At 54.4% G+C, this 26560-nt stretch carries 21 protein-coding genes; 6 read left to right on the top strand and 15 right to left on the bottom strand.

Going from position 1 to position 26560, the window contains the following annotated elements:
- Window positions 1–17: 17 nt before the first annotated feature.
- Complete coding sequence (recC, locus tag CR46_RS0112525) at window positions 18–3632, bottom strand: exodeoxyribonuclease V subunit gamma (protein ID WP_030073396.1); 3615 nt, start codon at window positions 3630–3632, stop codon at window positions 18–20.
- A gap of 152 nt (window positions 3633–3784) precedes the next feature.
- On the opposite strand from recC, the gene ilvD reads away from it, so the two are divergent.
- Window positions 3785–5461, top strand: coding sequence for a dihydroxy-acid dehydratase (ilvD, locus tag CR46_RS0112520; RefSeq protein WP_030073394.1), 1677 nt, complete (start codon window positions 3785–3787; stop codon window positions 5459–5461).
- Window positions 5462–5762: 301 nt separating this feature from the next.
- Window positions 5763–6956 carry a chromate efflux transporter gene (gene chrA / locus CR46_RS0112515; protein WP_030073392.1) on the top strand — a complete coding sequence of 398 codons (1194 nt, stop codon included), beginning with the start codon at window positions 5763–5765 and terminating at the stop codon, window positions 6954–6956.
- A gap of 19 nt (window positions 6957–6975) precedes the next feature.
- On the opposite strand, the gene CR46_RS0112510 is transcribed toward chrA, so the two are convergent.
- The 4 genes from CR46_RS0112510 to CR46_RS0112495 all read right to left on the bottom strand — a co-directional run bounded on the left by CR46_RS0112510 (window position 6976) and on the right by CR46_RS0112495 (window position 12559).
- Window positions 6976–10071, bottom strand: a complete 3096-nt coding sequence (locus CR46_RS0112510; protein ID WP_030073390.1) for a molybdopterin dinucleotide binding domain-containing protein — start codon at window positions 10069–10071, stop codon at window positions 6976–6978.
- Window positions 10064–11251: an NrfD/PsrC family molybdoenzyme membrane anchor subunit gene (nrfD, locus tag CR46_RS0112505; protein ID WP_030073387.1), complete on the bottom strand. Its 1188-nt coding sequence runs from the start codon at window positions 11249–11251 to the stop codon at window positions 10064–10066. Before nrfD ends, CR46_RS0112510 begins: the two co-directional genes overlap by 8 nt.
- Window positions 11235–12011: a sulfate reduction electron transfer complex DsrMKJOP subunit DsrO gene (gene dsrO, locus CR46_RS0112500; RefSeq protein ID WP_030073385.1), complete on the bottom strand. Its 777-nt coding sequence runs from the start codon at window positions 12009–12011 to the stop codon at window positions 11235–11237. Before dsrO ends, nrfD begins: the two co-directional genes overlap by 17 nt.
- Window positions 12012–12286: 275 nt before the next feature.
- Window positions 12287–12559 carry an XRE family transcriptional regulator gene (locus CR46_RS0112495; RefSeq protein WP_030073383.1) on the bottom strand — a complete coding sequence of 91 codons (273 nt, stop codon included), beginning with the start codon at window positions 12557–12559 and terminating at the stop codon, window positions 12287–12289.
- A 217-nt stretch (window positions 12560–12776) separates the two neighbouring features.
- On the opposite strand from CR46_RS0112495, the gene purE reads away from it, so the two are divergent.
- From purE to CR46_RS0112480, 3 genes are all read left to right on the top strand, one after another.
- Complete coding sequence (gene purE / locus CR46_RS0112490) at window positions 12777–13289, top strand: 5-(carboxyamino)imidazole ribonucleotide mutase (protein WP_030073381.1); 513 nt, start codon at window positions 12777–12779, stop codon at window positions 13287–13289.
- Window positions 13290–13301: 12 nt separating this feature from the next.
- A complete protein-coding gene (locus CR46_RS0112485; protein ID WP_030073379.1) occupies window positions 13302–14441 on the top strand; it encodes a 5-(carboxyamino)imidazole ribonucleotide synthase in 1140 nt (379 codons plus the stop codon).
- Window positions 14442–14604: 163 nt separating this feature from the next.
- Window positions 14605–16248 carry a sensor domain-containing diguanylate cyclase gene (locus tag CR46_RS0112480; protein WP_030073377.1) on the top strand — a complete coding sequence of 548 codons (1644 nt, stop codon included), beginning with the start codon at window positions 14605–14607 and terminating at the stop codon, window positions 16246–16248.
- Here the strand turns inward: CR46_RS0112480 and CR46_RS0112475 are convergent.
- The 9 genes from CR46_RS0112475 to CR46_RS0112435 all read right to left on the bottom strand — a co-directional run bounded on the left by CR46_RS0112475 (window position 16226) and on the right by CR46_RS0112435 (window position 24567).
- Window positions 16226–17050, bottom strand: a complete 825-nt coding sequence (locus tag CR46_RS0112475) for a TraX family protein (protein WP_030073375.1) — start codon at window positions 17048–17050, stop codon at window positions 16226–16228. The two genes, CR46_RS0112480 and CR46_RS0112475, sit on opposite strands and share 23 nt — an antisense overlap.
- Window positions 17051–17159: 109 nt before the next feature.
- Window positions 17160–18308 carry a beta-aspartyl-peptidase gene (gene iadA, locus CR46_RS0112470; RefSeq protein WP_030073373.1) on the bottom strand — a complete coding sequence of 383 codons (1149 nt, stop codon included), beginning with the start codon at window positions 18306–18308 and terminating at the stop codon, window positions 17160–17162.
- A gap of 93 nt (window positions 18309–18401) precedes the next feature.
- Entirely contained in the window at window positions 18402–19199 is a 798-nt protein-coding gene (locus CR46_RS0112465) for a transporter substrate-binding domain-containing protein (RefSeq protein WP_030073371.1), read from the bottom strand.
- A 347-nt stretch (window positions 19200–19546) separates the two neighbouring features.
- The gene (locus tag CR46_RS0112460; protein WP_030073369.1) at window positions 19547–20317 is read right to left on the bottom strand and encodes a transporter substrate-binding domain-containing protein; all 771 of its coding nucleotides are present in this window, start codon (window positions 20315–20317) and stop codon (window positions 19547–19549) included.
- A gap of 168 nt (window positions 20318–20485) precedes the next feature.
- Complete coding sequence (locus CR46_RS0112455) at window positions 20486–21217, bottom strand: ABC transporter permease (RefSeq protein WP_030073365.1); 732 nt, start codon at window positions 21215–21217, stop codon at window positions 20486–20488.
- Window position 21218: 1 nt separating this feature from the next.
- The gene (locus CR46_RS0112450) at window positions 21219–21920 is read right to left on the bottom strand and encodes an ABC transporter permease (RefSeq protein WP_030073363.1); all 702 of its coding nucleotides are present in this window, start codon (window positions 21918–21920) and stop codon (window positions 21219–21221) included.
- 15 nt (window positions 21921–21935) lie between these two features.
- Window positions 21936–22706, bottom strand: a complete 771-nt coding sequence (locus CR46_RS0112445; protein WP_030073361.1) for an ABC transporter ATP-binding protein — start codon at window positions 22704–22706, stop codon at window positions 21936–21938.
- Window positions 22707–22950: 244 nt separating this feature from the next.
- The gene (locus tag CR46_RS0112440; RefSeq protein WP_030073359.1) at window positions 22951–23934 is read right to left on the bottom strand and encodes a succinylglutamate desuccinylase; all 984 of its coding nucleotides are present in this window, start codon (window positions 23932–23934) and stop codon (window positions 22951–22953) included.
- Between the two features lie 192 nt (window positions 23935–24126).
- Window positions 24127–24567 (bottom strand): hemerythrin domain-containing protein, encoded by a 441-nt coding sequence (locus tag CR46_RS0112435; RefSeq protein WP_030073357.1) that lies wholly within the window; start codon window positions 24565–24567, stop codon window positions 24127–24129.
- Window positions 24568–24814: 247 nt separating this feature from the next.
- Between CR46_RS0112435 and wrbA the strand changes: the two genes are divergently transcribed.
- Complete coding sequence (gene wrbA, locus CR46_RS0112425) at window positions 24815–25414, top strand: NAD(P)H:quinone oxidoreductase (RefSeq protein ID WP_030073355.1); 600 nt, start codon at window positions 24815–24817, stop codon at window positions 25412–25414.
- Between the two features lie 63 nt (window positions 25415–25477).
- On the opposite strand, the gene CR46_RS0112420 is transcribed toward wrbA, so the two are convergent.
- Entirely contained in the window at window positions 25478–26551 is a 1074-nt protein-coding gene (locus tag CR46_RS0112420; protein ID WP_030073353.1) for a tartrate dehydrogenase, read from the bottom strand.
- Between the last annotated feature and the right edge of the window lie 9 nt (window positions 26552–26560).

Here is a 26560-nt window from a genome sequence, read left to right as displayed (position 1 = left end):
GATGGCCTTCTGGCGTTTCATTGCTTTTTACCCTCCGGCTTTTTACCCTCTGGCTTTTTGACGGCCTTGAATAGCGGGGCGTAGAGGGCGTCTGTCAGGGTGGCGAAGGTGTGTGTCTGGCCATCATCAGATGCTTCTATGCGGTCGAAAAACAGCCGCTCGAAGCGGGGCCACTGGTGGCCGAGATAAGGGCTTTGCTCGACTTCGCCGGTGGTTTTGTAACCGCTCTCATAGACTTTTACGGCAGCGGCGTAGGCGTCGCTTTCCTGACCTTTCTCAGTGGCAATGTCTGGTGTGCCCAGCTTTGTCAGCCACGCAAAGGCGGCCTGGAGGGCCAGCGGTAACGGCACTTCCAGGCCATGTTGCCAGGCGTTTAGCTGGGTTTCCAGGTGGGCGCGGGCGGTGTCGGCAGCGACAGGTTCCAGGGTGATATTGCCTGCCTTGGAAAGCAGCTGTGTGGTCATCGGGCCGCTGAGGTTGCCAGCTAAATGCGCAACCCAGTGGCGCAGCAGCAGATGCCACTGGTACTTGCCGTTCTTGACCAGGCTGCTGCTGAGTAATAACAGGCGGCAGCGGTTGCCCGCATCATCCTGGCGTAGTTCGCCCAGCCAATCTTCCAGCGTAATACCGTTCTTGCCTTCCAAGTGAATGGCTTCTGGGTCACCTAGCGCAATCGGCCAAGCGCCTAGAGCGTCTTCATAGCCGGTGAACAGCGCTTCCATGGGTTCTGCTAACGCATCGCGCATGCGCTCGCCAAAGGCGCCCATGGCCAGTACACCTTGGCCCTGGAAGCGTTCAAGGGCTGCGTGCAGTGCTTCGATGCGTGGCTCGCCGCGATCAATGGCGTAGCGCTGGGCGGCGATCAGTTGGTCTTGCAGCTGCCAGTTTTGCAGGCCATCCAGGGCGAACGGTTCTTCGTCCAGCTCTGCAATTGCTTCCTGCTCGAAATACACCCCCAGTCGGGTATTGAAGAAGGCACGTACTGGCTCGCGCAGGAATTGGCCCAATTGGCCAAGCGTCAGGCTGGTCGGGGTGTTTTCCGGTGGGGGAAGTGTAGTTTGGGCAGCCTGAGGCGTGCGCGGTGCGTGTACCTCGCGCCATTCATGTGCATAGGTAAAGAGTCGGTTTGCTGCGTTGTTGAAGTAAACGCGGCTAAACGGCTGCAGCGGGTGCTCGGTGGTCAGCGCTTCCAGCAGCGGCGTACCGTTCTCGAGCTGCCAGCCTGCTTCTAGGTGGTCACGCAGTTGGCCGACCAGCACCGAAGGCGGTAACGGGGTGTTGTCGATTTGGCTTCTGCCGACCCAGCTTATATAGAGCTGGTCCCGGGCGGAGAGCAGCGCTTCCAAAAACAGGTAGCGGTCGTCTTCCCGGCGGGAGCGGTCGCCGGGGCGGTAGTCACTGCCCATTAAGTCAAAATCTAGCGGTGGCTGGGAGCGTGGGTATTCACCGTCGTTCATGCCTAGCAGGCACACGCGCTTAAACGGAATGGCGCGCATGGGCATTAGCGTGGCGAAGTTAACCGCACCTGCTAGAAAGCGCTGGGAAAGGCTGTGTTCATCAATCTGTGCCAGCCAGTGTTCACGCACCATGGAAAGCGGCAGCGGGTCGTTTAATTGAGCTTCTGCGCTGCTTTCCAGCATCTGCTGCAAACCGTTTTCCAGCTTGGTGAGCATCACGCTTTCTTGGGCGTCGTCGGTAAGAAAGAAGGTTTCTAGCAGCGTGCGCAGCCGCGCTACCCAACTGGCGGGATCAGTGGGCTGGCAGAAGGTTTCCCAGGTCTCTTCGAGCTTTTCCAGCAGGGTGGCTAACGGCCCGGCAAGGCCGGCTTCCAGCCCACCGATGTCGTCAAACGGTTCAATGCCTTGCCATGCGTGGCCTTCGCCCACGGTGTAGCCCAGCAGCAGGCGGCGCAGGCCAAAGGCCCAGGTGTTTTGGCTTAGCCCGCCAGGAAGTTCGAGAGTCTGGCGCTGCTTGGCGTTCAGCCCCCAGCGGATGCCTGCGCCTTCCATCCAGCGCTCTAGCACCGGCAGGTCACGCTCTTCAAGCCCAAAGCGCTGGCGCAGAGCGGGCACATCGAGCAGATCCAGCAAATCGCTGACCGAAAGACGCAGCTCTGGCAGGCGCAGCAGCTTTTCCAGGGCAATCATTAGCGGCAGGCGGTGGCGGCTGGCTTGGTCGGAAAGCGTATAGGGGATATGCCGCGGGTCATCGTTTTGTAGCTGGCCAAACACTGCGGCGATATGCGGCGCGTAGCGGTCGATATCCGGCACCATGACGATGATATCCCGTGGGCGCAGATCGGGGTCGGCACTGAAGGCGGCCAGCAACTGGTCGTGAAGAATCTCAACTTCCCGCTGGGGGCCGTGGGCAATATGAAACACCATGGAGTCATCTGCCGAACTTAGCGCGGGCCAGTGAGTTTTGGTTTCCGCCACGGGGCGAAGTTCGCGAATATCATCTTGGAGTTGGCTGAGCAGGCAGTCGCGATCAACGCCGTTAAACGGCTCGAACATATCAATGCGCAGCGCCTGCTGCTCAAACAAGGTTTGGTAGTTGCCCGAATCGTCGTGTTCATCCAGCAGGCGCAGGTAGTCGCGGCCCTGCTTGCCCCAGGCAGCGAGTAGCGGCTGGGCGTGTAGATGCAGGGCATCGTCGGCGTCGCCAGTGCCCAGTACATCTAGCGCTTCGGGCATACCGGTTTTGCGCCGCTGGCGGTAGCGGTTGGCGCGCAGTAAATCCTTGTGCTCGATGATATCCGCCCAGTAGAACTGGCAGGGATTGTGTACACACAGCACAATTTGGCAGCAGCGCGAGAGCGCCGCTAGCGCTTCCAGGGTTTGTTGGGGCAGCGATGAAATACCAAAAATGATTAGCCGCCGGGGCAGGCCGCGCGGGCAGGGTTGGCCTTCCAGCTGTTCAGTGGCGTTCAAAAAGCGCCGATGCACCTGGGCGCGGCTACTGTTCAGACCTGCATCGCCTTGGGTGGTGGCGACATCCTCGCGCAGTATGCGCCATAGCGCAGGTTGCCAGCGCTGATGCTCTTCCAGCGGGCGGGGTTCGCCCCGAGCGGTTATCAGTACGTCGTCACCGTTGGCCCAGGCATCCAGCCAGTCGGCGCGGTAGACTTGATACTGGTCGAACAAATCCGCCAGCCGCTCGGCCAGTTGGTAGTGTTTGCGCTGGTCGCGGTCGACTTCCAAAAACTGTGCCAACGGTGCGAACACTTCCTGCCCAGATAGGCTGGGCAGCAGGCGCAGCAGCCGCCATACCAAGCGCGATTTATCAAACGGCGAGGTTTCAGGTACCGCGTCACCATCTTGATCAACGTGGGTGAGCACCGTGCGGTAGGCCTGCCATAGAAACCGCGCAGGCAGCATGACATCCAACGCGGCGGCGATGCCTGCGCCGCCGTTTTCTGGGTCTTCCGCCAGCGCTAGTTTTAACCACTGCCCAATGCCGTTGCTCTGCACCAGAATGGTCTCGTTTTCCAGCGGCCCCAACGGGTGCAAGCGCATCCACTGAACCACCAGCCCGCGCAAGTCTTCCAGGCGGTTAGCGTGCACCACCATAAAGCCAGGGGTAAGCGACGTTGGCGAGAACGGTGTTGGTGAGCAGTGTGAATTGGCAGGCATGCGGTGGTGTTCCTTCGCGGCATTAGGCAGTGGGAATAGCGCGTAGCACTATGGTGCCATAAGTTAAGTGTCTTGCGGGATGCGCGTTATATCGCCAAGCTATGCGGATACCGTGCGTAACGCGATGTGAGTCAAGCAAAGAGGAACTCCCTATGACCGAGCCTACTAACAATACCCGCCGCCACTCTTCTCAAGTAGTGGACGGCCCTGGCAAAGCGGCCAGCCGCGCGATGTTGCGGGCGGTGGGGTTTAACGATGATGACTTTACTAAGCCCCAGGTGGGCGTTGCCTCTACCTGGAGCATGGTGACCCCGTGCAATAGCCACATTGGTGAGTTAGCAGAGTTCGCCCGTGACGGTGCCGACGCGGCGGGTGGCAAAGGGGTGATCTTTAATACCATTACTATTTCCGATGGCATCGCTAACGGCACGGAAGGCATGAAGTACTCGCTGGTTTCCCGCGAGGTGATCGCTGATTCCATTGAAACCGTAGCGGGTTGTGAAGGCTTTGATGGGCTGGTGGCTATCGGCGGTTGCGATAAAAATATGCCGGGCTGCGTGATGGGCTTGGCGCGGCTGAATCGCCCCAGCGTGTTTGTGTATGGTGGCACCATTATGCCCGGTAAAGGCCATACCGATATCGTGTCGGTATTTGAGGCGATGGGCGCGCACTCCCGCGGTGATATTGATCTGATCGAGCTCAAAAACATCGAAGAAACCGCGATTCCTGGCCCGGGTTCCTGTGGCGGTATGTACACCGCCAATACCATGGCGTCTGCCATTGAAGCATTGGGTATGAGCCTGCCGGGTAGCTCGGCGCAGAACGCCATTTCCCAAGACAAGCGTGATGACTGCAAAGCGGCAGGTGAGGCCGTGCTGGCGCTGTTGGCCAGTGACATCAAACCTTCTGACATCATGACCCGCGAAGCATTTGAAAATGCGATTACCGTGGTGATTGCGCTGGGTGGCTCGACTAACGCGGTGCTGCACTTGATTGGCATGGCGCGCACCATTGGCGTTGAACTGTCGCTTTCTGACTTCACTGAGATTGGCAAGCGCGTACCGGTGGTCGCTGATCTGCGCCCCAGCGGCCACTATATGATGAGCGAGCTGGTGGCGATTGGCGGTATTCAGCCGTTGATGAAAATTTTGCTGGATGCTGGATTACTGCACGGCGACTGCTTAACGGTGACGGGTAAAACGCTGGCCGAAAACCTGGAAGACGTTGAGCCTTACCCTATGGATCAACAGATTATTGCGCCGCTGGGTAACCCGCTTAAAGCCGAAAGCCACCTGCGTATCCTGTTTGGCAACCTAGCACCGGAAGGCGCAGTGGCCAAAATTACGGGTAAAGAAGGAACGCGCTTTAGCGGTTCGGCACGGGTGTTTGGCTCTGAAGAAGAAGCCCAGGCGCGCATTAACGACGGCACCGTGGTGGCAGGCGATGTGGTGGTGATTCGTTATGAAGGCCCGAAAGGCGGACCCGGCATGCGCGAAATGCTTACGCCAACCTCTGCCATTATGGGGCGTGGGTTGGGTAATGATGTGGCGCTAATTACCGATGGGCGTTTCTCCGGCGGCAGCCATGGCTTTGTTGTCGGGCACGTGTCACCGGAAGCCTTCGATGGTGGCCCGTTGGCGCTGGTGCAAGATGGTGATGCCATTACCATTGATGCTGAAGCCGACACCATTGATGTCGACATCAGTGATGAAGAAATGATGCGTCGCCGTGCCGCCTGGCAGCAGCCAGAACCGCGCTATCGCAAAGGTGTGCTGGCGAAGTATGCCAAGTTGGTCAGCTCTGCCAGCACGGGTGCGGTTACTGACTAACCTGCATATAAGGGAAGGTTTAGTCGCGCGGTGTAAGCGTTAGCGCACCCACGGAGGTTGAGAGTAGCGGCGATGGGCGTCGTTCCGCCGCCTGCCGCGGGTGCCTCATTCGCTCGTTCCTCGCGATATTCGTTACCACGCGCTACTTAACGCATTGAATAGGCAGGTTTTGTAGCGCGGTGTAAGCGTCAGCGCACCCGCGGTGGCGGCTCATCCGGCTGGGTGATGGTGCACATTGTCATCACCGTGTCAGTTTTAATAGGTAGGTTAGGCCTTTTGTTCACACGGGGTAGCGTACGCTATGGCTGAAAAACAGCATCTGAACGGTCGGGTAAGCGAGGTGTTTTGGGCGTTCTTGGCGTTGGGGTTGACCTCGTTTGGCGGGCCGGTGGCGCACCTAGGCTATTTTCGTACGGCCTTTGTGGAGCGCCGCCGGTGGTTAAGTGAAAGCGCCTACGCGGATCTTGTGGCGCTGTGCCAATTTTTGCCGGGGCCAGCCAGTAGCCAAGTAGGCTTTGCCTTGGGGTTAATGCGCGCTGGCCCTTGGGGCGCGGCCATGGCGTGGCTAGCGTTCACGCTACCTTCCGCCATTGTATTGGTGCTGTTCGCGTTTGGCGCGGCGGTACTGGATGGCCCGATTGCCAGCGGCATTATTCATGGCTTAAAAGTGGTGGCTGTGGCCATTGTGGCCCACGCGGTGTGGGGCATGGCGCGTAACCTTTGCCCCGATAAAACCCGGGTGGGGATTGCGCTGGCGGCAGTGTTTGTTGTGGTCATGGTCAGCGGGCCGCTGGGGCAGGTCGCCGCTATTGTGCTGGGTGGCATAGCGGGGTTGGCGCTGTGCCGTATGGTGGCTACTGCTACGCCTAGCGAACCACTGCATTTTCCGGTATCTCGCCGTGCAGGCACTATCGCGTTAGTGCTATTCGCGACGCTGCTGGGTTTGCTGCCGTTGTTGGCCGGTAGCGCCGCGTGGCTAGCGGTAGCAGATGCATTTTATCGTTCTGGCGCGCTGGTATTTGGCGGTGGGCATGTGGTTTTACCGCTGTTGGAAGCGGAAGTGGTGCAATCCGGCTGGATTACCGCAGATGAGTTTTTGGCAGGCTATGGGGCTGCCCAGGCGGTGCCAGGGCCGCTGTTCACCTTTGCTGCTTACTTAGGCGCATTACTGCCCGGTATGAATGGTGTGGTGGGTGCGCTGCTGGCGTTGTTGGCGATCTTTATTCCTGGCTTTTTGCTGTTGGTGGGGGTGTTGCCCTTTTGGAATCATTTTCGCCGCTGGCAGAGCGCCCAGGCGTTGATGCGCGGCGCTAACGCGGCAGTGGTGGGTATTTTAGGCGCGGCGCTATATCAACCAGTATGGACCAGCGCGATTATTGGGCCTTATGAATTTGTTCTGGCGTTGACGGGGTTTTTACTGCTGACCGTTTGGAAACTGCCTGCGTGGATGGTGGTGATTGTCATCGCCTTGGGTGGGGTAGTGATCGCTATGTAACGTCACTACCCCATCCACGTTACACGCGGCTCACTTTAACCGGTAAGCCTTGGCGCACGCTGGCACCGCTGATGGGTTCTAGCCATGTACCGCCTACTTCCCGTGTTGGGTCTTGAAAGCCTAGGTCGTTGATGTTGATACCGGCCCGCATCCAGGGCATATCTGGCTGAGGTTTGCCATCAATGGTATGCGGTGTGGCTCCTAAATCCCGATGGCCGTAGCCGTGTTCAATGCCCAATGCGCCGGGCACAACGCTTTCGCTAACCAGCGCAAGCCCCACGACGCTTCCGCCTGGGCTTTCAATGCGGATGGTGTCGCCATGCTGGATGCCGAAGCGCTCGGCGTCTTGGCGGTGCATTTGCACAGGATTGTACGGCTTGATCATTCTTAGCCGCTCGTTGCCAATAGCGTAAGAGTTCATCAGGTTAGATTTGAATGAAAACGCTAGCAGCGGCCACTCCTGCTCTGAAAATACCTCGCGCATGGGTCGCTTGTTGGCGAGCTGGGGCAACTTGTGACAGGGCACGCCGCTGTTGGGGAGCCCGTTAGTGGTATCAATGCTGGTGCCTACCGACTCGTTGTAAATACACAGCGTTCTTTTCCACTGGTGTTTCAAGTGCTCGCCGACAAAGTGTTCGCTGGCATCCTCGAAGCGCCCGCCCCGGGCGTAAAGGTAGGCAACGCGGCCGCGCTCGTCGGTTTTAAGTGTACGTTCGAGTTTGGGCAGCAGCGGGGCAATGCCGCCGTGAGTAATGTCTGCGGCGCTCGCTTCTGGCAGCGGTTCATCTTGAAAGGCGATATTGGCGGCCGCCCGTAGGTAATAGTCTTCAGCGCGGTTGAGCGGGTGAAGATTGCCATCTGCATCGGGAATAGCGTTGTCGCCGAAGCCTGGCAGCCCTAGCCGTTTAGCAACGGCGATAAAGAAGCTGTCCATAGATACTGGCTCGCCTTCGGCTGTTTTTTGCTGGCGGGGTTCTACCACTGGCCAGCAGGCGGTGGAGAGTTTGCCCAGGGTGCCTTTCCAGGAACCAGCAAAGCCCCATACTTCGTACATTACCGAATCAGGCACAATGTAGTCGGCGTAGCGGTTGGTTTCGTTGATAAACCCATCGACGGCCACAAATAGCCCTAACCGCTTGGGGTCTTTCAGCTTATCGACAATCACGCCTTTCAGGCCAGCTTGACCATAAATCGGGTTAGCCATACAGCCAATCACCGCTTTGATGGGATAGGGGTAGCCATCCAGCGCGGAAGGTAAGTGCTCGGTAAGCGTTGGCGGTGCCAGTGAGCGCCAAGGAGCTTTCGCCGGATAGGGGTTTTCGCCTGCCGCGACCTTGCGCTGGTACTCCGAGGATTTCTCATAGGGAAAACGAGAGCGGGAGAGAAATACCCCTTGAGGGCCACGCTTGCCAGGGAAGTTGGCGAGGTCGTAGCGGGGGCCTTCGCCGGTGCCGCTGTAGGTGCCGCCACCTACGGCGCTGCCACCTTTCATATTGTAGTTGCCAGCCAGCAAGTTAAGCATTTGCACACCAAACGCGGCGTAAAAGCCATTGCCTGACATCATGCCGCCGTGGCAGTTAACGGCGGCTTTTCTGCCATGGCTAGCATAACGTTGGGCAAGCTCGATAATCGTTGCCTTGGGAATGCCGCAATGTTCAGCGTAGGTATCTATGTCGTACTCATTGGCGGATTCACGCAGTAGCGCAAGGCTAGTTTTGACGGTGACCGTCGTGCCATCCGCCAGGGTGACTGGGCGTTCGGCAAACAGCTCGGCGGTCATTACCTCTTCACTGAGGGCAAGTTCGCCCTCTGACACCACTACCGGTATGTCGGCATCGCTACCTGGGTCGGCAAAACCAAGGTCGCTGGCGCGCAAAAAGTAACCCCGGCGCGGGTGCTCGAAGGTATCAATCACTAAATGCGTGGCGTTGGAGTGGGTGGTTTCGCCTGCTGCATCGGCGGCAGCTTGGCCGGGCAGCTCAAGAAACGCCTGCGCATAGCCGTCGTTTTCCAGCAGCCACTGAATAAGCGCCATGGCAAAGGCGCTGTCGGTGCCAGGGCGAATAGGTACCCAACGATTGTTATCAGCGGCGTGGGAGGTGGCAGCGTTCAGCGCAGGGTCTACCACCACATATTCCAGCGTACCGGCGGCGCGTGCCTGTGCAATCAAGCGGCCCTGGCGCTTAAACGGGTTGCCTGCTTGGCTGGGCGCGCAGCCGATATACATAATAAAGCGTGCGTTCTGTATATCTGGCTTTACGTGAGCGTTAGTGACGATGTTGTTCATCACTGCCCCAGAGCCCATGCGGAATGCCAAACCACAGTAAGCGCCATGGTGGCCATAGTTGCGGGTCGCAAAGGCGTTTAAGGTGAAGCGTTTAAGTAAATCTGAGCGCCCGTAGTCGGTGGCTTCCATGACCATCAGCTGATTAGCCTTGGGGCCGTACTCCGGATTGTTGGGGTCAATCAGCGTGTCATGGTCGCGAATGTCACGCAGGCCGTCTACCTGACCTTCACCGAACAGGTCGCCCCCTTCGCAAATTTCCTCGATCAGTTGCTCAAACGATATTTTTTGCCACTCGCGGCTGCCTCGTTCACCGACCCGCTTAAGGCAGTGGTCGACACGAAATGGGTTGGTAATTTGGCTCATCATCGCGTTGCCCCTGGCACACGCGGTAGAGCGGTTGACTTGGCCCTGTTCTGCGTAAGCACTCACACTGCGCAGCGCATCCGCCACCGGCGTACGCATAGGCAAATGGTCATCGGCAGAAAGCGGATGATAAGGGTTGCCAGAGACTCGTAGCACTTCACCGCGGGTGTCATCGACCCGCACGCGCACACCGCACTGGGTGGTGCAGCCGTAGCAAATGGTAAAAGCGACCCGCTGATCGGGTGTTAGGGTGAGTTCGCCGGTCGCTAAATCAACGCGATATTCAGGCGTTAATGAGTTGCCATGAATGTTGTGCAGCGGTTTTTCACCCGCGCTGCCGGTAATACCTTTGGCCATTTTGGCCAGCGGGTCGGCGTAGCCCACTGCAAAGGTAGCGGCACCGCCAGCGGCAGCAGCCCCTTTTAGAAAGCGACGGCGTGAGGGGTCTTGAGCAGACTTAGCCATGACTAGGCGCTCCTTTATTAGCAGTAAGTGGGGCGCGAGACGCGTCTTGGTCGTTGGCGGATAGCTGGCCACCTTGTTGGGCCTGTCGCCACGGAAGTAATAGGTCGATCAGTAAAATGGCCGCCAGCCACAGCCCAAAGGTGCCGACAATGCCTAAGATGCCGGAAGAGCCAGCAGGAATGCCGTAGTGGTGGAAACCTGCACTGTTGCGGGCTACGTGTTGAACATCCATCAGCACTACCCAGCGGAACATCCAGCCCATATGAATGGCCACCAGCCCCAGTAACCATGCCCAGGCAAACAGTGCTGGCTGGCGCTTTGATGTGCGTGTTAGCAGAAACACAATGCTGGCAAATAGCGCAACGCCGGTAATGCCACCCCACAGTGCGGTACTGCGCCAAGAGGGGCTGTAACGGACAGACTCCAGCGCCGCCGCTACTGAGCCAACGTGGGCATTCAGGCCATCTAATAGCCAGCTAAGCGCGATAAGCCCTGCCAGCGCACAAAAGGCCAACAGGACATAGAGCATTTGCCGGGTGGTGGCGGATGAGCAGATACCGCTCACACGGTTTAACACCAGTACTAACCCAGCGGCGGCGATAAATCCGGTGGCGACCAGCATGGGCGGTAGCCAAATCGTGTTCCATAAGGGGCGAGCTTTGACGATAGCCAGTTCCGCGCCGGTATAGAGCATGATGCCGCTAGACAGTAACAAGGCGGCTAACCCCACTATTGCCACCAGTACTTTGGGCGTTGAACCACTGCCCATGCTCAGCCACTTGGCGATCAACCCGCTGAACCCCGCTGTCTGTTGCCGAGCTTGCAGTGCGGGACGCCAGGCCAGCCAGGCGAAGCCTAAGACGCTGATCAGATAGAGCGGCAGTACCACGCTGCCAATCGACATCCACGAGTGAGTGTTGGCATAGGCGTAGAAGTGCCAGAAGCGCAGTGGCTGGTGCAGGTCTGCTAATAGAGCCACCGGTGCGACTAACGTTGTGCTGACGCAGGCGATGAGCGCTAGACGTGCGGTGGGCAGCCAGGCTTTTTTGCCAAAGATTAATGCCGGGGCTGCTAGCCATAGGCTCGCGTAGGAGACTGCGATCATAAAAAAGTACTGTACCGCCCAGGGATACCAGGCGATGTCGTAACGGGGTGCGAGTAATTCAATGGTGGAATTCATAGCCCATCTCCTGGCCGTGGGGGTCGAGCACTTCAAGCGCCACGGGTTCTGCCACGGGGCGTGTGGTGAATCGTTCGTCCATACCTAAATAGAACACCTGGGGGAGGGTGTTTTTTTCTGGCTGTAGCACCATAAGGGCGTCGCGATGCTCGTTGATCAGACGGCTGATTTGGCTGTCTGGATTGCGCATGTCGCCGATAATCCGCGCGCCGCCTACGCAGCTTTCAACACAGGCGGGTAGCAGCCCAGCTTCTAGACGATGGGCACAGAACGTGCATTTGTCGGCGGTTTGAGTGCGTTCGTTAATAAAGCGTGCATCGTAGGGGCAGGCGTTAACGCAGTACGCACAGCCGACACAGCGGTCGCTATCCACCACAACGATGCCATCTTGCTGTTGGTAGGTCGCTTCAACGGGACAAACTGGCACGCAGGGTGGGTTTTCGCAGTGATTGCACAGCCGGGGCAGCATAAACGTAGCTAGCTCACCACTCTCTTGATGCTGCACTTCATACTGGGCAACTGTGGTACGAAATTGGCCTAACGGCGCGGCGTTTTCGATATGACACGACACGGTGCAGGCCTGGCAGCCGATACACTGGCGCAGATCAATCAACATGCCATAACGTTTGGTGGGGTCGCCTTCGCGACGAACAGGCTGCTGATTGATGCCTGCGCTGGCAAGGCTGGAAAACGGTACTAGGGCAGCGCCTGCACTTAGGCGGGCCAGCTGGCCTAGTAACGACCGGCGTATGGCGTCCATAACGCCTCCTTAGCTAATAAAAATGTCGCTGTTACCAACGTCGCTAATAAAACGTCGTTGTTGCAGGCGAATGAAGTGGATACGCTAAGGTTACGCCTTTGGTAGTATAAAAAATTGATGCGTGTCAATGGGTTAGCGCAGGTTTCTTAATGCTCCCTTAATCTTAGAGCGCTAACGAACTGTTTTAAAACGAAAACAGGCTAGCCCATGGGCCAGCCTGATAGTAAATAAAAGATAAATATGGGGTAAATAGTGACGTTAGGTAGCAACTGTTGCTATGGCGTCTCCAGTTCTAGAGTGCGACGTAAGACATTGAGTTCGTCAATGCCTAAATGCTCTAGCCTTCCGGCGAGTAGGTCGCTGATCTTTTGCACTGGAAGCCCCGCCCGGCGGGCGATTTCGCGGCTTCCCAAATCTGATACGGCGATCAGGCGGGTAATGATACGCATAAGGCGCGTACGTTTTTCTAAATCCCTGACATCGAGGTCAGGGCTGCTTCGCGGAGGATCTAGCGTGTCTGCGTGAGCAGTTGAGTATGCCGTACTCATGGGACTCCATCAGTCTGAAATGACAATCACACAATGCCGCCAAGTCGCGCGCTTTTCAATGCTACTTTGATTAAAATTTCGATCTATTTACAAACGCGCCCAAAAGCACACGCTCTGGTAGACTATGCGCCTTCTAATTTCCTGGTAAGCCGCCTGTGGTTAGCGGCTTGTTAAACGCTTTATTGCTTTCGTAGGCCTTTGGCCGAGGAGTTTTTGCATGTCGAACAGCGCACCTAAAGTGGGCGTGATCATGGGGTCGAAATCTGATTGGCCCGTCATGGAGCACGCAGTGGCGATGCTAGAGCGGCTAGGTGTTCCTTATGAAACCCGCGTTGTCTCTGCCCATCGTACCCCTGACTTGCTGTTCGACTATGCTAAAAGCGCTGCTGAACGCGGCCTGCAAGTGATTGTGGCTGGCGCTGGCGGTGCTGCCCACTTGCCCGGCATGGTGGCCTCTCAAACGGCGCTGCCGGTGCTAGGCGTGCCGGTGGAATCTAAAGCGCTGAAAGGCCTAGATTCGCTGCTTTCCATCGCCCAGATGCCTGGCGGCATTGCTGTTGGCACACTGGCGATTGGTAAAGCGGGCGCGACCAATGCTGGCTTATTGGCGGCACAGATTGTTGGTTTGCAAGATAGCACCGTGCGCGAAGCGGTTGAGACCTTCCGCGCTGAGCAAACCCAACTGGTGTTGGATAACCCAGACCCACGGCCTGATGCGGAAGCGAACTAAGGAGTTCTGGTCATGAACGCTAGCATTTCAAAAAACATCGGCGTATTAGGCGCAGGCCAGCTGGGCCGCATGCTGGCGCTGGCGGGCTACCCGCTAGGTAATCGCTTCACGTTTTTAGACACTACCGGCAACCCGAGCGCAGGTATTGGCGACGTCATCGTCGACCCCAATAACCAGCACTTGGCAGAATTTCTCGATAAGGTCGATGTCGTGACCTATGAGTTTGAGCACCTGCCGGTCGCGCTGATAGAGCAAATCGAACAGCACAAGCCTGTTTACCCAGGAAGCCGTGCCATCGCGGTGTGTCAAAACCGGGTAGAAGAGAAAGCGCTGTTTGACCATTTAGGAATTCCGACGCCTGCTTACCGTGTGGTTGAAAGCGCTGAGCAGCTTGAAGCGGCGGCCAATGAGTTGGGCTATCCGGTGGTTGCCAAGTCGGTCACCGAAGGCTACGACGGTAAAGGTCAAGCGGTGTTAAAAGCGCCGGAGCAGGCGGAAGAGGCGTGGAACAGCATTGGTCATCGCCAACTGATTGTTGAAGCGTTTGTCGATTTTGTGCGGGAAGTTTCGATGATTGCCGTGCGCGGTCGCGATGGGGAAGTGGTGTTTTACCCCATGGCGGAAAACCAGCACGTGGATGGCATTCTGCGCTATTCGGTTGCGCCACTGCCGGACTTAGCAGCCAGCGTTCAAGAGACTGCTGACAGCTACATTCGCATGCTGTTGGATGAGCTGGAGTACGTAGGTGTGATGGCATTGGAGTTATTTCAAACGCGTGATGGCAGCCTGTTGGCTAACGAAATGGCTCCACGGGTGCATAATTCCGGTCACTGGACCATGGACGGTGCGGTCACTAGCCAGTTTGAGAATCATCTGCGTGCTGTTCAAGGCCTGCCGCTTGGCAGCACCCAAGCCATTGCGCCGACCTGTATGGTGAATGTGATTGGACAGGAAGGCGACAATGCCGCAATGCTGGCGATTAGCAATGCGCACTTGCACCGTTATGACAAGGAAGAGCGGGCAGGGCGGAAGCTGGCACATGTGAATATCGTCGCTGACACGCATGCCGAGCTGCTTGAAAAAGTGCGTGCCTGCCACACACTACTGCCGGAAGCTCCGCCCGTGGCGTGGAGTTTTGAAGCATCGCTTTAATTTTAATAGTGAACACTGTTGAAGCCGCCTATTTCTGGCGGCTTTTTTATTGAGTGAATAGGCTACGTTTACTTGGTAAACGTGCTAAAAGAGATAGCAAAGGAATAGATGCAATGAACTAAAAAGATTGGTTTATAAACCAGCTAATTAAAAGGAAGTTTGTATGGCACCCCCTGCGACGATTTCCGGACGAGCATCCGTAAGAGAAACCGCGACTGCCTCGGGTCTACGCAGTGACTATCAGCGTGAACACCATTTAACACAACTGCGCTTACGCGGTGAAAAAGTGCGCCTGCTTTACGATAATCTTTGGCAGCCAGTGTTAAGTAGTGTGGCAGCCGGCGGGCTCTTGATAGCTGCGATGTGGCCAGTGGTGGACGCTAGTTTGTTAATTGGTTGGTTTATAACACTTACCGCGATTTCTGGACTGCGTTTGTTGCTTGCGCAGCGTTTTAAGCGCTTGCCAGCTGCGCATCAACAGCGCCGCCGCTGGTTGCGCTGGTTTGCTATTGGCGCTATTACATCTGGCTGTGTCTGGGGAGCCACAGGTCTGTTGCTCTTTAGCCATGACCATCCGGGACAAATTGCGGCGCTTTCGATTGTTTTGGCGGGTATCTCTGCGGGAGGCGTTACCACGCTTTCTTCTGTTTGGTGGGTCGCGCTAGGTTTCGTGTTGCCAATTTTGCTGCCCCTAAAGCTGCAGTTTTTACTACAGGGGTCGCCGCTCTCTGTGTTGATTGGCTTAATGCTGGTGCTTTTTTTAGGCTTGATTGTCACTACGAGCCGCCGTTTTAGTCGCACTATTCACGACAATATTGCACTGCGGGTAAGCATGGCCTCGCGGGAAACGCAGCTGCGAGAAAGCGAGAATCGCTATCGTTCTATATTTCAGCACTCACCGCTAGGGGTATTGCACTTCAATGAGCAGGGAGTGATTACTGACTGCAACCGTAAACTGTTGGACATTTTAGGCGTTGGGCGGGCACAGTTGATTGGCTACCACATGCTGGCCCGCTCTGCTGATCATGAGGTAGCGCAAGCCGTTAATGATGCGCTAGAAAAAGGTACGGGCTATTACGAAGGCACTTACCGGTTCCCAAAAGCAACTGCTGGGATACCGCTAAGGGCGTTTTTTAACGGCGTGCTAAGCGCCAGTAACCAAATGATTGGTGGGGTGGCAATTATAGAGGACTTTACTGAGCGTAAACGCAACGAAGCAATTATTTATCGCCAAGCTTACTATGATGCGTTGACCGATTTACCTAACCGCCGACTCTTTATTGAACGCTTAGAAAAGCTGTGTAATGAGCGGATTAGCGAGCAGCGCTTTGGGTTAGTGATGTTTTTGGATATGGATCGTTTTAAGCTGATTAACGACACCTTAGGCCACGCAGCAGGCGATGATTTATTGGTGCAAGTAGCAAGGCGCTTAGAGCAGTGTTTGAACGAGGGTGACATAGCTGCGCGTTTAAGTGGTGATGAGTTTGTACTGTTAGCATTATTTGAAGAGCTTGCTTCAGAGGAGCTGGACCAACAGGCCGAGCGTTATATGTGTAAAATTCAGCAGGTATTGTCGGAACAGTATCGGTTGGAAAAACGCTGGTTAACGGTAACGCCGAGCATGGGGTACACCTGTTTTAATGCGTCTAAGTGTGACCATAGCGACGTATTAAAACAGGCAGATATTGCAATGTATCAGGCCAAAACCGAGGGTCGGGCTCGGCTGCGTCGTTACCAACCCTGGATGAGCGAAGAAGTAAATAAGCGTATCGCAGAGCCTGTCATTACCCCGCCAGCTGACCGCTAAGCAACAGCCACAATGCAATTAGCGCAAAGTGACCTGGATACCAAGCAAGCCACAGGCGACGGGGCATGGCCAAAGCAACAGGAGGGACGCGTTGGGCGGCACCTGCTGCAAGCATGAGCACCACTACACAGGTGCCTACGGTAAATGATTTGGCCATGTCGGAAGCATTCATTTGACCGGCTATCCAAAGTGCGGGAAACGCGGCTAAACCTGCCCATAAGCGCGACTTCATCGCGTCGCGGGTTTCACTTAGCGCCTGCATAGCAAACATTAAGAGCGGGATCAGTAGCAAACCGTTATGACCGTACTCGACCCAGAACCCTAGCAAATACCAAACGGTTACGCCTACTGCTGCGCCTAGCAGTAACCACGCTAACTCAAGGGTCTGCTGTTGATAGTGCTGCCAACCTTGGCGAACCAAGGCTCCCAGCGCTAGACCGCAGGCAAGGGTGAAGCAGACGTTAAGAATAAAATCGTCAGACGAGCGCGGCATCAGCATATAAGGAAGCTGAGCCACTAGGCCAATAACCAGTATGCGTCGTGAGTAACGCAGTGGGTTGCGGGTATTAAACAGCCCGTGCCAGGCTACCATGGCCGCAAATAAGGGAAACGCAATACGGCCAATCGAAGAACCCGCCCAGCTTAAGTCCCAGTCTCCCGGTAACACATAGCGGGTAAGGTGATCCACGGTCATGGTGAATAGCGCCAGCCATTGCCCCCAGGCAGTCCAGTGAGATGAGGGGCGCATATCGCAAGCTGGAGCTGTCTCGGAGGATACGTTTGCAGTAGTTTGTTCAGCCATGAGACTTCCTTGTGAATTTTATACTGGTTTACAGACTCAATTTGGCTGAGCAAGTTCGGTACTCGGTCAGGTGGTAAGGTGTCTGGGAATGTCGGTTGGTCGTTCAACCTTAAGGGTTACTACCGTAAATTGATTTGCCCAGGGCCCATACTTGGTCAATCGCCCAGGGCCCTTCGGCGAGCACGATAAAGTCGGCGTCTGCTCCTTCTTCTAGACGCCCTTTACGGGGCAGCTTTAGGATGTCAGCAGCGGTTGTTGAAGCACATCTCAGCGCCTGCTCCATAGTGATGTGATGTTCATTGATACATTCACCCAGCACCTCGAACAGACTGCTTAGTTTACCGGGTTTTAGACCAACAAAACGGTGCTGTTCGTCAAATTCTGGCAGTGAGGCATTGGCATCGGAAGATAGGCTTATCTGGCTCGGGTCAATACGCGCTTTTAGCGCTCTAGCGACTGCTTCTGATGCTGGTACTTCACCGCCTGCTAATAGTTCAGGCGTGGTGCTGGTAGTGAAGTCGATAAACCCGCCTTCGCGGGCGAAGCGTAGGCCATCTTCGAATAAGTCAGCGGTGCGGTTGATATGGGTGGGGTAGAATTGTGAGAGCGGAATAGCACTGTGCTTGGCAACCTCGCGCAGCGGTTCCAGGTGTGAGTCGGCATCGCCCGTATGGATGAAAACAATCCCTGATTTTCCTGCCAGCAAGCCTGCGGTACGCGCATCTGAGGCTAGTCGGGTTAGCTCTTGGGTGGTGGGTTGTGAGCCTCTGTGATCACTAATAGCGACTTCGCCCACGCCAATAAACTCTGGAATATAGAGGATATCGCTGGCGATAGAACCGGTGAGTGTGACTGGGGGAAGTTGATACGAGCCAGTGTAAGCATAAGCGGTTAAGCCACCTGCTAAGAGTTCACGGGCTTTACCAATTAAATTGGCCGGGGTGCGCGTCAGCGCATCGGTACCTAAGGCACCAATCAGTGTCGTGACGCCAGAGGCGTAGGCATCTTGCAGGCTGAGTTCTGCCGTTCGGTTGCCAAAACCACCTTCACCGCCGCCACCAATATAGTGCACCAGAGGGTCGACCAAACCAGGAATGACCCGACGCCCTTCAAGATCGACGGTGCTAATTAATGGCCCTAAGTTCACCGCTTCGGAGGCGTCTATTACCGCTGCAATGCGCTGGTCAGCGATAAGTAGATGGCACAGGCCGCGGGGTTCTGGCGAGAAAAGCTGGGCGTTTTTAACAAGAGTCAGCATGTACTTCCCAGGGGTTATCAGCAGGTGGTGAACATGCGCCGACCAACGGCCGGCGCAGAGATCGTGCTTATAAACCGTACTTATAAAACGTACTTACAAGCGTACATCGTAGTTGAAATAGCGGTTCATAATTTCATCGTAAGTGCCATCTTCTTTCAGCGCGCTTAATGCTTCGTTGAAACGCTCTGCCAGGGCTTCGTCACGCTGGCGAAAGGCGACACCTACCCCTTTGCCGAAAATATGCTCTGGCTGTTTGATGAAGTCGCTAATGCGCTGGAAGTCGCTGTCTGGCGTATCGATATCAATCGCGGCCTCAGCAATTGGGTAGTCCATGAAGGTGAGATCCAATCGTCCGGCCATAAGGTCGGTCACCACATCGTCTACGCCGGTATAGCGGCGGATTTCCAGTACGTCACCGTAGAGCTCGGTGACGTAGTTATCCTGTAGCGTCGCCCGCTGAACACCGACGGTCAGACCTTCTAGGCTAGCGCGGTCTTCAATGTCGATATCACGCTCTTGTGTGGTGATCCACGCGCTGGGCGTTGTGTAATAGGCCTCCGAGAACAGCACGCGCTGGGCGCGCTCATCGGTAATCGCCATGGATGACATAATGGCATCGTAGTTACGGGCGAGTAGGCCGGGAATAATACCGTCCCAGTCCTGTTCGACCCAGGTGCAGTTGGCTTCTAGGTAATCGCAGACTGCGTTACCCAGCTCGATTTCAAAGCCAGTCAGCGTGCCGTCTGCTTCACGGTACATAAAGGGTTCGTAAGGGACATCGACACCGAGACGAATGTCATCGTAGTCTCGGGCGTCAGCCTGTTGGGTAACAAAAGTCGTCGAAAAACCAACCGCTAAAATAGCGGCAAGGGGCAGCGTTGCATAACGCATAGTCGTCTCCTGAAGCGTTTTTTAGGTATTGATTACATGCCTAGCGGCGATTTTTTATGAGCTAAAGCATGTGGGGTGCGCTAAGCGCAGGGTCGTAATGCGTTATTTCCGCATTACAAAGATCACGCGCAGGGGCGTGGGATGGCACGGGCGTGCCAAGAGGGGAAGGCTATTCGTCGAACCATTCGCTCAGGTAAAAGCAAGCGATATCACCGCTAGTACCTGGGCGGAGCGCGCATATGGCTGGCAATTGCAACAGCACTGGCGCTAAAAAGTGATGTGTATGCATGATGGCTTCTCGCGTTATATGCCTCTCCAATGGAGAGGCATACATAGGCTACTAGCGCTTACTCTTCGCCAAAATAGCGAGTAAAAATCTCATCGTAAGTGCCATCTTCTTGAAGCTCAGCAAGGGCTTCATTGAATTTTTCAGCTAGCGCTTCATCACGCTGACGGAAAGCGATGCCAAAGCCGTCACCAAAATACTCTTTTGGCTCGCTGATGCGCTCGCCGACCACAACGTATTCCGCTTCTTCACTTTCTAACAGCGTAGACTGCCCAATCGGGAAGTCGAGGAACACGATGTCTAAGCGTTGCGCTTCCATATCCAGCACCATGTCGTCGGCGGTGGAGTAGCGGCTGATGCTAGCAACGTTACTGAAGTTGTCGGTCACGTAATTATCTTGCAGCGTGCCGCGCTGAACACCAATAGTTTTTCCTTCTAGGGTTTCTTCATTGGCTTCGCTGATGTCTAAGCTGCTGGGAGCGAACCAAGCAGACGGCATGGTGATGTAGGGGTCGGAGAACAGCACCTGCTGACGACGCTCATCGTTAATGGTCATTGAGGACATGATGGCATCGTAGTTACGCGACATCAGGCCAGGAATAATACCATCCCACTCTTGCTCAACCCACTCACAGGTGACGCCAATGCGCTCACACAGGGCGTTGCCAAGGTCAATATCAAAACCGGTCAGCTCACCCTCTGCGGTGCGGTATTCCATCGGCTCGTAGGGAACATCAACCCCAATACGAACATGATCGTAATCCCGCGCGTGAGCAGAAGAAGCCGCCGCAATTGCTAAGCCAAGCACAGACACTGTTAGTAATTTTTTCATTCTTATACTCCGTAAGAAACAGGTTCACCAAATAGAATCCCTCTTAACGTACCCTAGGTTGGGACGAACGAAAAGAGGGAGCGTGACTAAGAACTAACGTTTGTTTGACGTTAAACCAACCTAGATTGTTTCCTCGCCGCAGGCGTATGTGGTTAACCGTTGGTGAGGCTAGGTATTTTGCGGCCGCAAGTGGGCCAGCAGCTTTTTCTCCAAAAAACGGAAGAAATATAAAATGGCAAACGTAAGACACAGGTAGATAGCTGCGACGAATAAGAAGGCATCAAACGGTGCGTAAAAACGGGCGTAAACAAAGCGCGCAGCACCGGTAAGATCCATTAACGTAACAACGCTAGCAATGGCGCTGGCGTGCAGCATGAAGATCACTTCATTGCCATAGGCGGGCAGGGCGCGCCGGAAGGCACTGGGCAGAATAATTCGTCGCATCATTAGGCTTTGGGACATACCGTAGGCCCTGGCTGCTTCAATTTCCCCTTTAGACGTGGCTTTGATAGCTCCACGGAAAATCTCGGTGGTGTATGCCGCCGTGTTAAGGGTGAAGGCAATTAACGCAGGGTAGAAAGCTTCCCGTAGGACTGGCCACAAAAAGGTTTCCTGGATGCCGTCGATAAACACAACGCCGTAGTAAATAATATAGAGCTGAATCAGTAGCGGTGTGCCACGAAATACATAGGTGTAAAAATAGACCGGCAAGCTAATCCACTTGCGCTTCGAACTGCGCATGATGGCCAGTGGTACGGCAAGTATTAACCCTGCAATCAGCGAAAGAAAGACAAGCTGAGTTGTCGTGACTAACCCTTCCCAGTAATAGCCTAAGGTGGTAGGGGTGAAAATCAGGTTGCCAGCCAGCAGGTCGTTGAACCACGCAGAAATATCCAGCATCTCACTGCCCCCCAAAACCAATGTCGTAACGTTTTTGTAGCCGCACAAAAATCCATTCGGAGACGCTAGCAATCAGCAAATAAACCGCTGCAACAGGAAGTAGAAAAGCAAAGGGTTCGTGAGTGGCTCGGGAAGCTTCTGCGGCCACGCGGACCATATCAGTTAAGCCAATCACTGATACGAGTGCGGTTGTTTTGAGCAGTACCATCCAGTTATTGGACAAGCCAGGCAGTGCGTGGCGCATCATTTGTGGAAAGCGAATACGCCGAAACACCAAGGCATTGCTCATGCCGTATGCTTTACCTGCTTCAATCTGGCCGTTATCAACCGCCATGAAAGCACCGCGGAAGGTTTCGCCCATGTAGGCACCGAAAATAAACCCTATGGTGATAACACCCGCCGCAAAGGCGTTGAAATTAATATAAATATCAATTTCGTAGTTGTAGTAGAGCATGTCACTAATGGCGTTGACACCGATTTGCCCGCCAAAGAACAGTAGCATCATCAGCACCAGATCCGGCACGCCGCGAATTACGGTGGTGTAGACCGTTGCGGTGCGCCGTAAAAACCAATTGCGTGACATTTTTGCCGTTGCTGTTAATAGGCCAAGCACAATGGCCAGTATCAGCGATAGCACCGCTAGTTGAATGGTGACTCCTGCCCCTTCAATTAGGCGGGGGCCGTAACCTTGCAAATCAAGCATGGTATGCCTCGCTGATCAATATTTAGGGGCTAGGAATTGCTTCAAGCGCGGTGACTGCGGGTTGCCAAGTACATCAGCCGGTGCGCCAGCTTCTTCTACTAAACCTTGGTGGAGGTAAATCACTTTGCTGGATACATCTCTTGCAAAGCTCATTTCATGCGTCACCACTACCATGGTACGGCCTTCCTCTGCTAAGCCGTGCATGACTTTCAAAACATCGCCGACTAGCTCGGGGTCGAGGGCAGACGTTGGTTCATCAAACAGCATCACTTCTGGGTCCATCGCGAGTGCTCTGGCAATTGCCCCACGCTGCTGCTGACCGCCCGACATTTGTGCAGGATAAGCATCGGCGCGCGCGCTTAGTCCTACCCGTTCAAGCAGTGCACGAGCGTGCTCGACGGCTTCTTTTTTAGGTTTGCCCAACACATGGATAGGCGCTTCAATGATGTTCTCAAGCAGCGTCATATGTGCCCAGAGATTAAAGCTCTGGAACACCATCGACAGCTTGGCACGCATTTGTACGACCTGCTTCCAATCAGCGGGTTCGCGACCATGCTTGGTAGTTTTAAAGCGAATTTGCTCGCCGTGAACGAAAAGTTCGCCCTCGTCGGGCTGTTCAAGCAGGTTCATACAGCGTAAGAAGGTGCTTTTGCCAGACCCTGAGGCACCAATTAGAGTGATAACATCACCCTTTTGGGCTTCGAGAGAGAGGCCTTTAAGAACTTCTGTATCGCCAAAGCGCTTTTTTATATTGCGTACTTCAAGGGGAGTAGGCGTATCAGCCATAACAGTGGCTCCAGTACAGGGTTGCCGCAGCAGCAACAGGTTTAAAACAGATGCTTGATTTGCGGCTGGCGCGAAAAAAGGGGCGATTCTATCAGGCCTTGCGTACATTGCGCGCCCTACCTAGACGTAAAATAGGCAAGGGATTTGTTTTGTAGCACATTGGCAGGCCTGTGATCACCTCTACGTTATTGTTGTTAATACAATTTATGCTGTTGTCGTGGTTGGTGTGATGGCGTTGATAAGGTTAAGCGACATGTGTTGGAACGACCAATAGAGCGGCTCTCGCACCAATCTCGACGTGGGCGTTCGGAAATACCACGTGTAAAGGTGTATCGCCCACTATAAAATCCCCCGCTACGCTATCCTTGGCGAGACAGGTGCCTGGCTCAAAACGGCTGAAATTGGGAACGTCTTCATCAAAACAAAGGCTAAATGTTGCTGCTTTGCGTATTAGCTCATGTTTAACCTGGAAAAACGTCATTGTCTCAGCGGGCTTGGTGGGCGGCTCTAGTCCTGCGCTAAGAGAGCTAATCAGCGTTAACATTGGCGTTAACGCGGTCATATCATTTTTTCCAAACGGCGCAACACGGCCTAGTTCAAAGGTAAACGATTGGGCTGCATGATAGTGCTTACTATAGTGCGAAAATGTCCAGCTATGTTGGTGTTGGTGCAGCACTGCTTGCATATCCGCCGCTGCTAGCCATTGCCACTGCTCAGGATCTATTACTGTCTCTGCGAAGGGCTCGACGACAAAACGTGTGTAAAGGCTGTCGCGAATGGCCGTGTGTAAGTCGTAGTGGAGTTTGGGCAGTGTGTGGTGTCGCTCATAAAAGGTATCCACTGCCGACATCAGTTCGCGGGCACGGTCTGGCTCTTCACCTGTCTCGATGAGTTCTCGGTTAAACAAACGGTTAAGGTTAGTAGTGATAAAGCGTTGCTGAGCCTTTAAGGCAGGAAGGTTGCCTATGATCACTAACACAGGTGCGCCTAACGTTACCGTGCCAGCCTCAATAGCAGAGAGCCAACTGCCCAGTAGTTCCACCGGTGCTGTTTCATTGCCATGTATGGCAGCTGAAAACACGCAGGCACGAGCGGTTGGTTGAACTGTTGTTGGGGTTATCTCTAAGATTCCCGGCGCATGCAATTGATAGGTGCCGCTTTTAAAGCGGCCTAACTGCGAAGAAGGCGATTTGCCATCGAGTGTCCAATCTAGCCATTGGCCAAGCATGAAGTTTTCCTTGAGCAGGGAGCGTCAGCTTTTTGTAATGCTTTACCTTTAACATGCTGAAGCTTAACCACAAGGGGAGACGTCGATAGCATGAAAAACGCGGGTGCGAACATGAAAAACTTTCGATAAAAAAACGCTTATGCAGACTGCTGCATAAGCGTTTTTTTGTTTAGGGTTGGCTAAAGATAAACGTTATTCTGAACGTTGGCGCTGCATTTCTGCCTGATACAGCGTAGCCAGTGATGTCTTTTGCTGCTCTTTCAATCCCCGACCTGCCAGTTGAAAGACCTCTTGCTCCTCTTCATCTAGGTGGTGGGTAACCAAATGTTGTAATTGCTTGGCATGGGTTAACCAGTTGGTTGCGCTGTAGTCGGTCGTATCGAGCAGCTCTATCATTTCATCAATTTCATGATGCTCTGCAACACTATGGCGAGCTTTTTCCTGGGTTAGGTCAATATCCATCATGGGGTTGTAGAGTGAACGCTCTTCGGCGTTGGCATGATATTTAAGCTCGGCACGCACTTTTTTGTAGAGCTTATCGCGCTCTTCACTGTCGCCGTGGGTTTCCACCAAGCGTGCTAGCAAATCTCGCTGGATATCGTGATCTTTTCGCAAAGCTTCGAAAATGGTCATGCCTGTCTCCGTGGCTATTTTTCTAGCAGAAAGTGTTAAAAATTGAACGTAGGAGTAGTAGATGTAAAAAACTAGTGTGCAAGCGTTGAAAGCGCAAGGCGAGAACGGGGAAGCATCGACAAAATCGAAGCAGCGCGTCGAAAACATTCGCTTTTTTCTACGCGAAGCTGAGCTACTTTATTAGCAGGTATTCATAAGCTTAAGGCGTTTACATCGTATTATCCGACAGCACGACAAGGAGTGAGTAATGACAAAGTTATTAGTTCTTTATTATTCCATGTACGGCCATATAGATACGTTAGCTGCCGCGGTGGCAGAGGGCGCAAAAAGCGTTAATGGTGTTGACGTTACTGTTAAACGCGTTCCTGAAACTATGCCAGAGGACGCCTTCAAAAGTGCTGGAGGTAAACAAGACTTCACCACGCCAGAAGCGACGCCACAGGAGCTTGCGGACTACGATGCGGTTATTTTTGGCACGCCAACGCGGTTCGGCAATATGGCGGGACAGATGCGTACTTTCTTAGACCAAACCGGTGGGCTGTGGGCTAATGGCGCACTACGTGGCAAGGTGGCTAGTGTGTTTACGTCTACCGGGACTGGTGGCGGTGATGAAATGACCATTACCTCCACCTGGACGACATTAGCCCATCACGGCATGGTCATTGTGCCGATTGGCTATGGTATTGAAGAGCAGTTTGATATTTCCAAAGTGAGCGGTGGAACACCCTATGGCGCAGCCACGCTTGCCGGCGGAGACGGTTCACGCCAGCCGGATGAACGTGAACTAAAAATTGCCTGTTTTCAAGGTAAGCATGTCGCAGAAATTGCTGCCAAGCTGGCGAGCTAACTCCCCTCAGCCGACACGCTAGAAACGTAATGCCTCACTGTTTTTACAGCGAGGCATTTTTTCTTAGCCGCCAATACGTTCAGCGATCGCTTGGCCTAGGCTTACCGTACTACCTTGCCCGCCAACGTCGCGGGTCAGTACTTGGCGGCTGCCTTCGCTTAACACTTCTTCAATAGCCGTTACCATTGCATCGGCGGCTTCTTTGTAGCCCAAGTGCTCTAGCATCATGGCACCAGACCAGATTTGGCCAATGGGGTTAGCAATGCCTTTACCCGCGATATCGGGGGCGCTGCCGTGTACTGGTTCAAACAGGCTGGGGAATTTACCTTCTGGATTGATATTAGCGGAGGGCGCGATGCCAATAGTACCTGTACAGGCGGGGCCAAGGTCTGAAAGAATATCGCCAAATAGGTTACTGCCAACCACCACGTCAAACCAGTCTGGGTGTAGAACAAAATTAGCAGTCAGAATATCAATGTGGAATTTATCTACTGCAATCTCGGGATAGTGCTTGGCCATTTCGGCAACCCGCTCATCCCAGTAGGGCATGGTGATTGAAATGCCGTTGGATTTAGTGGCCGAGGTGAGTTTTTTACGCGGACGGGTTTGCGCAAGGTCAAACGCATACTTTAAAACTCGATCAACACCGACGCGGCTCATGACCGTCTCTTGAAGAACAATTTCACGTTCGGTGCCTTCGAACATTTTGCCACCGACACTTGAATACTCGCCTTCGGTGTTTTCGCGCACCACGTAAAAGTCGATGTCACCCGGCTCGCGGCCTGCTAATGGACTTTTGATGCCGGGCATCAGTTTGCAGGGGCGCAAGTTGATGTACTGGTCAAATTGGCGGCGAAACTGTAGCAGCGAGCCCCACAATGAAATATGGTCGGGCACTTTGTCGGGCCAGCCGACGGCACCATAAAACAGCGCATCAAAATCCTTTAACTGATCAAACCAGTCGTCGGGCAGCATTTTGCCGTGTTCTAAATAGTAGTCACAGCTACCAAATTCAAACGTTGTGAAAGCTAAATCAATCTTGAAACGCTTCGCAGCTACTTCCAGGGCGCGAATGCCTTCGGGCATGACTTCGGTACCAATACCATCGCCGGCGATGACTGCAATACGGTGGGCCATAGTGGCTCC

Source organism: Vreelandella neptunia (assembly GCF_000712975.1).
Taxonomy (GTDB): Bacteria; Pseudomonadota; Gammaproteobacteria; order Pseudomonadales; family Halomonadaceae; genus Vreelandella; species Vreelandella qaidamensis.
Note: the sequence above shows the minus strand (reverse complement) of the source record. Positions and strands in the feature narration are given on the sequence as shown.